11 protein-coding genes are annotated in these 13,614 nt (G+C 46.1%); 5 read left to right on the top strand and 6 right to left on the bottom strand.

Features of this window, described 5'->3' with window-relative positions:
- Positions 1-234: 234 nt before the first annotated feature.
- Entirely contained in the window at positions 235-1,536 is a 1,302-nt protein-coding gene (locus U9J37_RS05420) for a GGDEF domain-containing protein (protein ID WP_322413933.1), read from the top strand.
- On the opposite strand, the gene U9J37_RS05415 is transcribed toward U9J37_RS05420, so the two are convergent.
- Genes U9J37_RS05415 through U9J37_RS05405 form a run of 3 tightly spaced genes read right to left on the bottom strand, consistent with a single transcriptional unit; the run spans position 1,526 to position 4,329 of the window.
- Entirely contained in the window at positions 1,526-2,272 is a 747-nt protein-coding gene (locus U9J37_RS05415; RefSeq protein ID WP_416200450.1) for a SanA/YdcF family protein, read from the bottom strand. The genes U9J37_RS05420 and U9J37_RS05415 overlap by 11 nt on opposite strands.
- Positions 2,272-2,601: a DUF3392 domain-containing protein gene (locus U9J37_RS05410; protein WP_005472107.1), complete on the bottom strand. Its 330-nt coding sequence runs from the start codon at positions 2,599-2,601 to the stop codon at positions 2,272-2,274. Before U9J37_RS05410 ends, U9J37_RS05415 begins: the two co-directional genes overlap by 1 nt.
- Before the next feature lie 39 nt (positions 2,602-2,640).
- Positions 2,641-4,329: an NAD-dependent malic enzyme gene (locus U9J37_RS05405; RefSeq protein ID WP_005471895.1), complete on the bottom strand. Its 1,689-nt coding sequence runs from the start codon at positions 4,327-4,329 to the stop codon at positions 2,641-2,643.
- A gap of 155 nt (positions 4,330-4,484) precedes the next feature.
- Here U9J37_RS05405 and U9J37_RS05400 point away from each other — a divergent pair, with 155 nt between their 5' ends.
- The 3 genes from U9J37_RS05400 (at position 4,485) to U9J37_RS05390 (ending at position 8,212) form a co-directional block, all read left to right on the top strand.
- A complete protein-coding gene (locus U9J37_RS05400) occupies positions 4,485-6,830 on the top strand; it encodes a helicase-related protein (protein ID WP_322413932.1) in 2,346 nt (781 codons plus the stop codon).
- Positions 6,831-7,033: 203 nt separating this feature from the next.
- A complete protein-coding gene (locus U9J37_RS05395; RefSeq protein WP_038134322.1) occupies positions 7,034-7,411 on the top strand; it encodes a hypothetical protein in 378 nt (125 codons plus the stop codon).
- Positions 7,412-7,576: 165 nt separating this feature from the next.
- Positions 7,577-8,212 (top strand): outer membrane beta-barrel protein, encoded by a 636-nt coding sequence (locus U9J37_RS05390; RefSeq protein ID WP_005472065.1) that lies wholly within the window; start codon positions 7,577-7,579, stop codon positions 8,210-8,212.
- 59 nt (positions 8,213-8,271) lie between these two features.
- On the opposite strand, the gene U9J37_RS05385 is transcribed toward U9J37_RS05390, so the two are convergent.
- The 3 genes from U9J37_RS05385 to U9J37_RS05375 all read right to left on the bottom strand — a co-directional run bounded on the left by U9J37_RS05385 (position 8,272) and on the right by U9J37_RS05375 (position 11,971).
- A complete protein-coding gene (locus U9J37_RS05385; RefSeq protein ID WP_043886887.1) occupies positions 8,272-9,462 on the bottom strand; it encodes an amino acid aminotransferase in 1,191 nt (396 codons plus the stop codon).
- A gap of 231 nt (positions 9,463-9,693) precedes the next feature.
- The gene (locus tag U9J37_RS05380) at positions 9,694-11,184 is read right to left on the bottom strand and encodes an HD-GYP domain-containing protein (RefSeq protein WP_039479646.1); all 1,491 of its coding nucleotides are present in this window, start codon (positions 11,182-11,184) and stop codon (positions 9,694-9,696) included.
- A gap of 487 nt (positions 11,185-11,671) precedes the next feature.
- Complete coding sequence (locus U9J37_RS05375; protein ID WP_038134328.1) at positions 11,672-11,971, bottom strand: hypothetical protein; 300 nt, start codon at positions 11,969-11,971, stop codon at positions 11,672-11,674.
- Positions 11,972-12,158: 187 nt separating this feature from the next.
- Between U9J37_RS05375 and U9J37_RS05370 the strand changes: the two genes are divergently transcribed.
- Positions 12,159-13,541 carry an aminotransferase-like domain-containing protein gene (locus tag U9J37_RS05370; protein ID WP_005471976.1) on the top strand — a complete coding sequence of 461 codons (1,383 nt, stop codon included), beginning with the start codon at positions 12,159-12,161 and terminating at the stop codon, positions 13,539-13,541.
- The last annotated feature ends 73 nt before the right edge of the window (positions 13,542-13,614 follow it).

Genomic DNA, 13,614 nt, shown 5'->3' with positions numbered 1-13,614 from the left:
TTTTAGCGGAGAATTATAGCAAAGCTGCGTTCAAAACGGTTTATCAACACCAAAAATAACACGGGTGCTAAATTTCTTTTGTTTAAATAGCGGGCAGACATGCGGGTTGTTTTAGGACTGACCTCAAGTTTTTATTGCATATGCATCAGTAAAAAAGAGATAAAATGGAACTAAAGTTGTAGTATTGTCAAAACGGCATTTTGTATCTTTAGTTGTAACTGCTAGGAATCCTCATTGAAGATCGTTCATAAAATCATTTTTTCTTTGGTGGTCGTTACGATACTCATCATGCAACTGTATTGGATGTATGGCAGTAGTCGTGTTTACACAATTTCCCCGGATGCTTATCAATTTCTCGCTACCAATGACCAAGTTGCAGGTGGACAGAGTCGTTCATCTATCCGAGTTGAGGACGGAAAAGCGATTCTCAGCTGCGAGTTGATCAAGTCAGCGAACTACGCTTGGCCCTATTGTGGCGTGTCTATTGGCCTTACCGACAAAATCTTTGAGGGTATGGACCTGACTCATTTTCATACGGTGAAAATGAACATTGACTTTGAGCAGATTGATCGCCCCGAAAGTCCAAGAATGCGTTTCTACCTCCGCAATTTTAACTCTGCCTATTCTCAACCTGACAACGAGTACACACAAAAGTACAACGGCCTCGAATATACGCCAGGCTCGGGTGGAGGCTCAATCGACATTCCAATTAAAAACCTACAGGTAATGACGTGGTGGTTGGTCGACAATAAAGTGCCAATTCAGCACTCTGCTCCTGAATTTAGCAATGTCACTAAAGTCGAGCTCGCGACGGGGTCGGGGCACAGTGAAGGTGAGTACCAAATGACAATACACAGTATTGAGTTTATTGGGTACTACGTGTCTGCTGAAGGTTTGATGTTTGGCTTGTTGCTGTTTTGGATTTCTCTCGCGTTGATTTACAGCGTGATGGAGATTCGCCGCAGTCATAAACTTATTTTGCATGCGCATTTTCGTCAAGACCACTTACGCAAACTCAACAAAGAACTGAAAGAGCAAAACATACACTTTGCTGAATTGGCGAATCGTGATGCGCTGACGGGCGCGATGAACCGCCACTCGATTCGTGATTGGTTAGATATTCATTACCCAGCGACAGGGCACGCTGGTAAGCGGTTGTCGGTTCTCTATCTTGATATCGACCATTTCAAGTCAGTTAATGATTTGTACGGACATGCGATGGGCGACGATGTGTTAAGAGAATTTACCATGGTTGCTTTAAGTGCGCTCAGTGCCAGTGACCGTTTGGTTCGCTGGGGCGGGGAAGAGTTTGTGGTGTTTTGCCCCGGAAGAGACAACCAAGACGCCGCTGAACTTGCCGAACGCATCCGTCATAAAGTGGAGTCACATATATGGATTCATGGCGACCCACTGACGACCAGTATTGGGGTTGCCTCTTTAGGTGACGAGCGAGTTAACGAAATGCTGACCCGCGCAGATGAAGCGCTCTACGTGGCTAAGCAGCAAGGGCGCAATCGAGTTGAGGTCAGTGAGTAGACAACGCGGCTGAGGTTGCTAGCGGCGAGAGTTCAACCTGAGGGTTTTCAGCTTGATGGATGGGCTCTTTAGGGCCGAGAAACTTGGGCTGAGTATTGGTGACGTAAACATCAAGAAAGGCTTTCGCACGAGCAAAGACTTCACGAATTCGTACCTTTAACCCTGAATGACGAGACGGCCCCGGTACCGCAAAACAATGAGCGTTGATGTTGTGCGAGTTGGCAATGAACAACGCACGTTCACAGTGAAACTTTTGCGAGATGATAAGAAAATCGTCGGTGTCAAAAATCTCTTTCGCACGGACAACCGAATCTAGCGTGCGAAATCCAGCATAATCAAGGAAGATTTTCTCCTCTGGAACTTCAGCTTTAAGCAGATCGCGTTTCATTGTCCATGGCTCATTGTACGAGCGATGGGCGTTATCCCCACTGAGCAGAAAATAGTCGACTTTCTCTTGTTGAAACAGCGTTATCGCCGCATCAATTCGATGGCTGTAATACTCATTCAGTACTTTGCCCAAGTATTTACTGGTGCCCAGAACAACCGCAACGTCAAAGTGTGGCAACGTTTGGTAATCAGTAAACAGTTGGTCTTTGGCTTGATGAGTGATCCAGCGGTCAGCTGCCAATAAGATTGCCGCCGATAAAACGCTGAGCATCAACAGGTACTTAGTTGCCTTTAGCCCTAGCGCTAAATAAGAGCGAGTATTCTGATGGCGATGAAAAGGTCGTCTCACTATATCTGTTTGTTCCGCTGTGCCCATGTCCCGATAATAATAAAACTGACGACCACTGTGCTAAACATGATTCCAGCATCAAGATTGGCGAGTGTCCGAGACAGGTAAGGTGTTGCTTTAACGATGATTAAGCCGTAACCAAAGGCGTTAATCAAGATGAAAACAACCGTTCTGAGGACAAAGTTATAGTTTCTTAATGCGCGCCTAACCACTCTGTTTATTTCGCCGCCAGCCATCACCAACAAACAAGCGATCAATGCAGTTGAAATCTCATTGAGGTAAGGGGTTAGATACGCGCCAGCAGGAGCAAGAAAATTGAATACATTCATAATGTAAACAGCCCCTGTTTTAGGGGCTGTATCGTAGCGTTAGAATGCCGTGCGCTTATAGCGGCGGTAAACAGGTTGCCAGAAGCTGCTGTCGATTGACTCTTCAAGAGCTTCATCCGTAATTTCAAGCGCAACGCCTTGCTCAATGGCTTTTTTGGCAACGGCGAATGCGATTTTCTTCGACACGGAATGGATCGCTTCAAGCGGTGGCAGCAATGCGCCTTGACCATTGATGGCCAATGGTGAGCAAGTTGCCAGTGCACGGCTTGATTCCATCAGCATTTCGTCAGTCACGCGTTTTGCTTGAACGGCAAGAACGCCAAGGCCGATCCCAGGGAAAATGTAGCTGTTGTTACACTGAGCAATTGGGTAGGTCTTGCCGTCAAGAACAACAGGATCGAATGGGCTGCCCGTTGCCACTAATGCTTCACCGTTGGTCCAGCGAATGATGTCATTTGGTGTCGCTTCAACGCGGCTTGTCGGGTTTGACAATGGGAAGACGATCGGGCGAGCACAGTGCTTGTGCATCTCTTTGATGACTTCTTCACTAAACAAGCCAGGAGCACCAGATACGCCAATCAATACGGTTGGCTTAGCATTGCGCATGACGTCAAGCAGTGAGTATCCGTTGCTCTCTGATTCCCAATCTGCGGTGTTGCTGTGTTTTTGCACCAGTCGCTGTTGGAAGTCGAGTAGATTAGGCATGCCTTCCTGCAATAAACCCCAACGATCAACCATGAATACTTGAGAGCGAGCTTGTGCGTCAGAAATGCCTTCCGATACCATTTGCGCGATAATAGCTTCCGCGATACCACAACCTGCTGAACCTGCACCCAAGAAGGTGACACGTTGCTCTGAAAGTTTGCTGCCTGCGGCTTGGCATGCTGCGAGTAGCGAACCAACGGTTACCGCAGCGGTACCTTGAATATCATCATTGAAGCAGCAGACGCGATCTTTGTAGCGCTCAAGAAGAGGCATTGCATTTTTCTGTGCAAAATCTTCAAATTGGATTAATGCATCTGGCCAGCGGCGTTGAACTGCTTGCATGAATTCTTCGACAAAAGCGTCGTATTCTGCTCCCGTAATACGCGGATGACGCCAGCCCATGTACATAGGATCAGCAAGGCGTTGCGGGTTGTTTGTACCTACATCGAGTACGATCGGGAGTGTGTAAGCTGGGCTGATACCACCACATGCGGTGTATAGCGCGAGCTTACCGATTGGAATACCCATACCACCGATACCTTGGTCGCCAAGGCCGAGAATACGCTCGCCGTCAGTCACCACGATCACTTTCACGTTGTGGTTGGATGCGTTGTTCAAGATGTCATCAATACGGTCTCGGTTTGCGTAGGAAACAAAAAGACCACGACCGCGACGGTAAATGTTAGAAAAGTTTTCACATGCCGCCCCAACGGTTGGGGTGTAGATGATTGGCATCATCTCGGAGATGTGGTTTTGAACTAATCGGTAAAATAGCGTTTCGTTGGTGTCTTGGATATTGCGCAGGTAGATGTGCTTATCCATATCATTTTCGAAGTTGCAGTACTGTTGATATGCGCGTTCAACTTGCTCTTGAATCGTTTCCGTATTTTCAGGCAACAGTCCTTCAAGATTAAAATATTTTCTCTCCTGTGCGGTAAATGCACTGCCTTTGTTGAGCAACGGAGTACTTAACAGTGCTGGACCAGCATAAGGAATGTATAAAGGGCGTTTATCGTTATTCATCACTTGCCTTAAGTAGGGTGTAGGGCCAATAGACCAATGGAAACAGGAACCCGAAAATGATAGGGATTCAAACCAGTGTTGTAAACTGATATTCCTGCAAACAAGGGTGGTTTCAAGATATACTTCACGGCCCTGCGGTTAACTTTAGACAAACAATGAACGACCTACCAATTAACGCCATAAAAACCACGTTTTTAGACCAGATTCAGTCACATGATTTGATCGTTGAAGCCGAAACAGGATCGGGAAAATCGACCTGCTTACCGCTTTGGGCTGCGCAAACTGGTCGGGTGTTGGTTGTCGAACCGAGGCGCATTGCGTGTACGTCACTTGCCCAATTTTTGGCTGAGCAAAAAAGTGAGCCTGTCGGTGAGTCCATCGGTTACGCAATCAAGCTTGAGAATCGATTCTGTGAGGCGAGTGAAATTGTCTTTGTCACTCCTGGGGTTGCGCTTCGCTGGTACGCAGAAAACCAATTGGCTGAATTTTCGACGATCATTGTTGATGAATTTCATGAACGACGTTGGGATACCGACTTGCTGGTGGCTTTGCTCAAAAAGAGGTCAACACATCGGCTAGTGATTACCTCTGCGACGATCGAAGGCAACAAACTCGCCAAATATGTTGGTGCCGAGCGTTTGTTCGCAGAAGGGCGAAATTTCGATGTCGCGATAGGGCATCGCGTGACCGATTCACGACAGCTTCCTGATAGTCGACATCTAGAACAAAGAGTCAAAGCCGAAGTTGAAGCATTGCTTGATATGGAAGGGGATATTTTGGTCTTTTTACCGGGGCGAAAAGAAATCACTCAGTGCCAAGCGGCTTTAAAGACGATAGAAAATATAATTGTCGCACCGCTTCATGCTTCTGTGACTGATGAGCAGCGCCAAGTCGCTCTGACGGTTCAGGCGACTAGAAAAGTTGTTTTAGCCACCAACGTTGCAGAAACTTCCCTGACTATCCCCAATATTGTTGCCGTGATTGATTCTGGGCTTGAACGACGGACAGAGCAACGTAACGGCCGCACAACCTTGAGCTTAAAACACATTTCCAAAGCCAGCGCCAAACAACGCGCAGGACGAGCAGGGCGAGTAATGGATGGCATTTGCATTCGTCTTTATGGAGAACATGCGGCGTTGTTGTCGGTGACTCCGCCCGAAATGCACAGGGAAACGCTTACCGAAGCGATGTTATGTGCCGCCGACTGCGGCTATCCACTGACTGCGCTTGAATTTCTCGAGCCGCTACCGCAAAAAGCACTCTATCAAGCGACCGGTGTGTTGACTTCGATGGGAGCAATCGATGAGCATGGTCTCGCGACGCCACACGGGCACAAAATTTCTCCATTACCGATAGACGCTCTATACGCCGATCTTGTCACGCGTATGCCAAGTAAAGCGTTGAAAGAGGCGATGGTCGACCTCACGGCAGTATTGGCAACGCCCGCAACTCTGTATCGAATGTCCTCAAATGAGGAATTGCTAGAAAAGCTGGATCAAGAGGAACCGGTCGGTTGTGACGGTGAACTAGCGATTCGTTTGGTGAGAGGCGAAACCCTAGCGGGAGTTACGGTAGAACCAGAGGTACTTAAAGAAGCTCAAGGCCTGGCAAGGCAGATGCGTGAAGCCTTTGAACTGCCGCAACTGTGCGTTGCTTCACGTTATGATCGCAATGCATTAGTGGAAGCGATTGTATCGCTGCATCCAGAGCTCTTGTTTGTGCGGCGAGAAAAACGCCAAGACGCGCTAGCAAACGGTGAGTTAGAAGTCTTGCTAGGACGACACTCTCGAATCAAATCACGCACCCAAGCAGCGATTATATTAGATACTCACAGCCTACCTGGGCGTGGTGTGAAGCAGACGCTAAACTTAGCGACCTTTGTGATGCCTGCAGAGCTAACTTTGGTTGAAAAGCTAGGAATGGGAGTGTGGCAGCAAGGTGAGGTGATTTATGATGATGGGAAAGCAATGCTGAACCTAGAGCTTCATTATGCGGGGCGCGTAGTCGCGCACAAACTGGAGCCCGCACAAGGAGAGTATGCAGTCAAACCGATATTAGAGCAGGTCAAGCGTGGTGAATTGCTGCCTGGTTTCGCCGAACAGCGAACTCGTCAAATTGAGCATTGGAAATTGTATGTCGAGTTAGGTTTGGCAGGTGAAGAGACAGACATTGATCAGCTCAACTTTGACAGTTGGTTTACCCAACAGCTTGATCTGCTAGAGCTCAGCGATGCCTCTGAGTTAGAAATTTTCGGTAGCGACGATTTTGTATTTGAGGGCGTTCCGTACTGGGAGTATGACGATTTCGCTCAAACTTACCCGTTTGAGTTGGCGTTGGGTGATTTGAATTTGACGGTCGAGTATCAGCCGAAAAAGAAACTGGTTTACCTAGTTTATAAAAATGGCTTGCGCAAAGGCGACCCTAAGCGTTGGGAGTTACCGAAATGGCAAGGGTGGCGAGTTCAATACAAGAAAGCCAGTCGCATTGTTGATGTTCGCTAAGTGAAATTATTTACAGGGTAAAATATTAAGCAACTGGATTCTTATATATTCAGGTTGTTCACATGTTGTTACAACGTTGGTTTTTATATAGCTTTTTCAAACGCTAAAGGGGTATAAAAGATGATTGTTTTATATCCTATTGCTATATCAAAGACCTTGATAGATATTAAGAACACTGTGTTGCCGTTATTACGGGGGATGATATGGAGCATCAAGGCAAGACAAGTGTTGTGTTTGACTATACTTCTTTTCTCGGAGCCTCATGCAGCAAGAGATGGACTTTCTTGGAAGCAATGAGCACGTTCGCACCAATTTTTAGCTTGGCGTGGAAAGATACGATTAAAGAAACGGTATCAGTAGAAGACCGCTTGTGGGAGCAAGCATTAAAGTCACTTTCAACCAGTCGAAGCGATGAAGTAAACATCGTGACTTTAGTTCAGCTTGCGAAGAGTGAAGGCATAAAAGAAATAAAACTCGTGATGCCTTACGAACTAGACAACGAACAAATAGAGAGAATGAGTAGCCGCGCACACGCAAATATTCAAAGACTCCAACAAGATGAATTTATGATCACCTTTTAAGGCCTCAATCGAGGCCTTTCTCTTTTCTTGGGTGTTTGTTTTCTGTATTGCAACACCCAATTTATTGCCTTGAGTCTCCATAAGTACCTAAATTAACGCTATATTGTAATTATAAATAGAGCATTTTCTTCTCTAAGTTTGGTCAATTAAATCGCAGAGGTCGACATGGATGTGACATCAATATGGCGAGTTTTCCCCTTCGTTTTTGCCTTTTCAACGGCAACCTTCGCCCAACAAACAGAACCTACTTCACCTATTGATTACGATTACGTCTACGCCGAGGCCAGTGCGGGTTCTCTCGATGAGTATATCGGTGTCAATAGTGATGTCTCCTCCTTCGCCATTGGTGGTTATTACTCACTCAATCAATCTTGGTTGTTAGCGCTGGACTACGAAGCGCGGTTTATTCACCCGGAAACAACTACCACGGAAATATATACCCTTCTTCCGGGTGTCGTTTACCGATACAACATGTTCGATTCTTTTGATTTGCTGGCAGGCGTTAAAATGGGGCTGCTGTGGGCGAATCAGACCAACAACGAGACGGACAAGTTTATTTCCAAAGATCATCGGTTTATGTTGGGCGGCAATCTGACTGCGCGATATCAGTTCAGTCCAAACTGGAGCGTTGAAGGGAGCATGGAAGTGCGGCGCAGTGATACGCTAGATGAAGAAGTTTACGTTTTGAGAACCGATTATGACCTAACGGAAAGAATCTCTCTTGGTGGGTTTTACAAACACCGTCACGAGAGCACGGCGACAACGAATGAGGGTGGCTTGTCGATGCGATTTTATTACTGAGCTTTGACCCACAAACAAAAAAGAGCCAGCAATTGCTGGCTCTTTTACGTCATTTGCTGTTAAAGAACAGCGGCAATACCTTTACACAGTGGCAGCATGTTTGACTTGGTCATGCCTGCAACGCTGATACGGCCAGAGCCAACAATGTAAACACCAAATTCATCTTTTAGTCGAGTGACTTGCTCTTTGCTTAGGCCTGAGAAAGAGAACATGCCGTTTTGACGTTCGATAAAGCTAAAATCAGCGTCGACGCCTTGCTCTTTCAGTGTTGCTACGAAAAGCTCGCGCATCTCTTGGATACGGTCACGCATTTCTGCAACTTCTGCTTCCCACTCTGCGCGTAGTTCAGCGTTATTCAGAATGTGAGTAACGACAGCACTACCGTGAGCTGGTGGGTTAGAGTAAATAGAACGGATGATGGCTTTAACTTGAGAAAACGCAGTTGTCGCAACTTCTTCTGATTCTGCTACCAGTGTGAATGCACCAACACGTTCGTTGTACAAACCGAAGTTTTTCGAGAACGAGCTCGCAACCAAGATCTCTTTATTGTGCTGTGCAAAAATACGTAGGCCTTGAGCATCTTCTTCAACGCCTTTAGCAAAGCCTTGATAAGCAAAGTCAAACAGTGGCAGAAGTTTCTTATCTGCGACCAGTTTAGCCAGTACTTCCCATTCTTCAGCCGTTGGATCAATACCTGTTGGGTTATGGCAGCAGCCGTGTAAAAGAACGATATCGCCTGCTGACGCCTTTTCTAGGTCAGCAACCATAGCGGCGAAATCTTTATCTTTTGTCTCTGCGTTGTAGTAGCTGTATTGAGCCGTCTCGATGCCAGCAGCGGTAAACACACCGTTGTGGTTAGCCCAAGTTGGATTACTGATCCAAATCTTAGCGTCACCCAGTTGGCGTTTAATAAACTCACCAGCAACACGCAGCGCGCCTGTGCCACCGGGAGCTTGTGCTGTTTTTGCAAGTTTGTGGGTAACGATGTCTGAATCCGCACCAAATAGAAGTTTTTGAACCGCTAGGCCGTACTCTGCCGTACCTTCAATGGTTAAATAAGACTTGGTTTTTTCTGTCTCGATCAAAGCCGCTTCTGCTTTCTTAACTGTCGCAAGAACGGGAGTCTCACCTTGCTCGTTTTTGTAAATACCAACGCCAAGGTTGATTTTCTCTGCACGAGCGTCTTTTTTAAACTCTTCAGTAAGGCCAAGAATAGGGTCTGCCGGAGCAGCAACTACTTTTTCAAACATATTGATCATCCGTGTTAGTCGAAGTGGGTATACCGCTATTTATACCTTTCTCCCTACTTGGGTACAACCGTTAATCAGAACAAAAGTAAACAAAATTTATATTTGAGGAGAAAGTTTAGTGAACAGAGTGTTTTCGCTACTTTCTGGCCAGAAGTAATGCGTTACTTTCATCAGTTGAATGGAAGTTTTGATGCGTTGCGCGCCAGCATGATACTGGCGCGTGATTGAACATTAGGAAGCTTGATTAAGCTCCAATTCGTTTTCTTTTCGTTCCATCTCTCGGTACTTGTCTGCGATGGCGACAAATTCATTTTCGATGGCTAGGAAAGCGTCAACAAGCTCTGGGTCAAAATGGCGACCTTTGCCTTCTAGGATGATCGACTTTGCTTTGTCGTGGCTAAAAGCTTTTTTATAAACGCGTTCAGAAATTAGCGCATCATAAACATCAGCCAGCGCCATTAAACGGCCAGAGAGCGGGATATCTTGACCTACCAATTGATTGGGATAGCCAGACCCATCCCACTTTTCATGGTGCGTGAGCGATATCTCTTTTGCTAATTGAAGGAAACTATTGCTCCCTAGCTGCTTTTCCGCCATCGACAGAGCTTTGGCCCCAATTTCAGGGTGGTCCTTCATGATTTCAAATTCTTCATCCGTCAACTTACCGGGCTTGAGCAAAATACTGTCTGGAATGCCTACTTTACCAACATCGTGAAGAGGGGCGGATTTATACAGCAGTTCGATGTAGCTTGGCGTCAAAAGCGCTTTATGGTGTTCAAATTGGCTCAGGTAGTTAGCCAGAGCGCGAATGTATTCTTGCGTTCGTAGAATATGGGCGCCCGTTTCGTTATCGCGGGATTCTGCAAGTGCCGATAAGCTCACAATGGCCACATCTCGCGTGGTTTTTACCTCTTCCTGACTTGATTCTAAGCTATCCAGCATTTCATTGGTGAGTGACGCCATTGAGCCAAGCTCATTGTGCTCGAAGATTGGCAAGCGAGTACCAATATTGCCTTTGGCGACGTCAATAAGAGAGCACTCCTGCGCAAGCAGGATTTTTTTCATTACTCTCGACCACAACACCATTATGGTGATCGCGTACCCACCTAGTACCAATGAAATAAAGATGAACTCTTTAATCACGCTGATCTTACCCGTTCCATCGAGCACTCGTTCAGGGTTGTGCTCTAGCCAAAAAATGTCTTTAACGGCGATCATGGTGAGCATGGTAGTTAAGGTGATGAGTAGCAGGCTCACCATCATAATCATCTGCTTGACTAACGATTGGCGTTCGCCGGTCAATTCGAACGCGTAAGCCTGTTGTCCTTTAAGTTGTTCTAGTTGAGTGAGTTTGGCGATTAGCTCCAAGATAAGTCCAGTAAAAAAACCGAACAGCGTCATGCCAAACAGCACCTTAAGATTGCTATCGAGGGTGAAGTCATATTGCAGGTTGTAGAAGATAGCTAAAGGAATGCTGGCAAAAAAGAATAGGGTAGCATCAAGTCGAGCAAAGCGGTTTTCTTTAACCAGTGAGTGGTCCTTGAGCAAAAAGTGTCTGATCAAGTACACACCAGTGAAAGTGACGCAAATATGAAACAGTATCTCGCTAGCGGTAAGCGATTCTAACATAGGGCACACTCTGCCCCCGTACGTGCCAAAAACCAGTGCCGCGAGCAAATACAGCTTTAGTGTGAGGGATGCGTTGTAATTCGAGTCGACCATTTTCTCGCCCTTGCGTTATCACGACTTCCTTTGTGGGGACTTTAGACTTCCATTGCCTTAATTAATAAAAGGACCGGGAATCATAACTTCAAATTTCGTAAATGAACACTCATTTACAACATTAGTACTAGGGGCTGTTGAACTTTCGCGGTTAAATTTTGTTCGAGATAAAATCGTTTTAGGCGCGGCGAGGGGTGTGTAGCCTAGTCATTCTAAGTAAATACCCCTAAACAAAGCATAAAACGATTTTAGCCGAACCCTTCGGGAAGCGTTTGTGGTTCATTTCTACTGCGTTATCGGCTTTTCATGTAGGCTAGCTACACTTCAAAGCCTCTGCCTTGTATAAATTTCCCACAAACTGCTGCAAAAATCAGCTCGAAAGATCAACAGACCCTAATACCAAAGGACTGGTTGATGATTTGCTAGGGCAGAAACAAAAAAGTTGCGTGTGTGATGCACGCAACTTTTGAGGTTATTTAAGGCTGGGTTATTTCTTCAAGTTGATTTCTGATTCTCGAGCCTGTGTTTCGATATCAGGGTTAGCGTTTAGTTTGCTTTTTGCCCATTCATTAAGATGAGAAAGGATCGCTTTCACAGCGTGCTTTTCTGTAGGTTGTTCGCCCTGAGGTAGGTCAAGCTCAGTTTTTGGGTGAGAGCCGGTCGCGTCTTCTGCGATATGTAGCCAATCTGGGTGCCAGTAATACGGTTGACCAGAAGGAGATGTCCAGCTGTGAACGCCGTTGCTTTCGCCTTTGTATTCGATGTCGGTCTCGTTATATTTTGTCATTGTATTCATCCAATCAATAAGGTTATTTAGTTCACTAATACGCAGTAAATGTAACAAAGTCGTAAATAATTAATGTGATAAACCTCTATAAATTAAGCGTACTAAGGAGAATCGATAATCGTTTCGTGGTCTAGCGCTGACTTTGTGACACGTTGTGATATGTTTGCCTGATTGATGAGAGGGAAGTATGAATCGCTATCAAGAGCTGGCTAACGAGATTAAACAGCAGATCCTAACTAATACTTGGCGTGCAGGGGAAAAAATCCCGTCGGTACGTAAAACCAGTCAAAACTACTCACTCAGTGCATCAACGGTATTGCAAGCCTATCAATTGCTTGAATCTGAGGGGTGGTTATTGGCAAAACCTCAGTCGGGCTATTTTGTGACTGCACAAATGGAACGACAAGCGTACGAAGCTCTTCCTAGTATTCGACCCGCATATAATGATGAGTTGTACGACTTTTTGCAGACCAACGTTCAAGCGGCGGTGTCGTTTGGTTCTGCTCTTCCAGACCCAAACTTATACCCTTTCGATAGCCTGACTCGGCATTTGGCGAGCGCCGGGCGTAAAGTGTCGGCTCGTGCGATCATTGAAGATATGCCTCCAGGTAATGAAGACTTGCGCCGTTTAATTGCCCAGCGCTACTTGAATCAAGGTGTGAATGTTTCTCCAGACGACATCATCATCACATCAGGGGCAATGGAAGCACTCAATCTCAGCTTACAGGTCTCTACTCAGCCTCAAGACACGGTCGCGATTGAGGCTCCTGCATTTTATGGAGCGTTGCAGGCGGCGAAGCGGCATCATCTTTCTGTTGCGACGATACCGATTGATGGCGAAAAAGGGCTCGACCTACAAAAGCTCGAAGCAGCATTTAGGCAAGGTGTGAAAGCGTGTTGGTTGATGCCCAATTTTCACAACCCAACGGGGGTGACGCTCAGTGATGAAATGAAGCGAACCATTGTCCAACTCGCTGACCAGTACAAGGTGATTCTGATCGAAGATGACGTTTACTCTGAGCTCTATTTTGGTGACATAAAGCCAAAGCCGCTCAAGTATTGGGATACCCAAGATCGTGTGATGACCTGTGGCTCATTTTCTAAATCGCTTTGCCCTGGTTACCGAATCGGTTGGGTCGTCACTCGTCAATTTAGCGAGAGAATTCAAAAGCAGCAGCTCATATCAACGCTCTCCGGAAGTTCGCCCATACAACAAGGCATCGCGCATTACCTTCAGTTTGAGAGTTATGACAACCATTTGCGCAAGCTTCGCAAACAGCTGCAAGAAAGGCAGCGGGTTTACTTGGACTATATCCACGCTCACTTTCCAGAAAACTGCCAAGTTTTTCAGCCAGCTGGCGGTTATTTCCTCTGGCTACAATTGGACAAATCGATTGACAGCTATGAGCTATATTATGCGCTCAAGAGGGAAGGTGTATCGATCGGTTATGGGCGATTGTTCAGCTCTCAACAACAGTACCAAAACTGCATTAGGTTGAACGTTTCATTTACGTTTGATGGCGAGATAGAAGCGGCGCTGAAGCGGATTAGTGAGTCGCTGAAAAAGTAACAGAATAGCTCATACTGTTTGGCTGTTTTTCGTCACAACTGTGTTGCAGTGAATCGCTTGTTTCATGTTTCAA

This window comes from Vibrio sp. 16 (assembly GCF_963681195.1).
Taxonomy (GTDB): Bacteria; Pseudomonadota; Gammaproteobacteria; order Enterobacterales; family Vibrionaceae; genus Vibrio; species Vibrio sinaloensis_D.
This window is presented reverse-complemented; position numbering and strand designations above follow the sequence as displayed.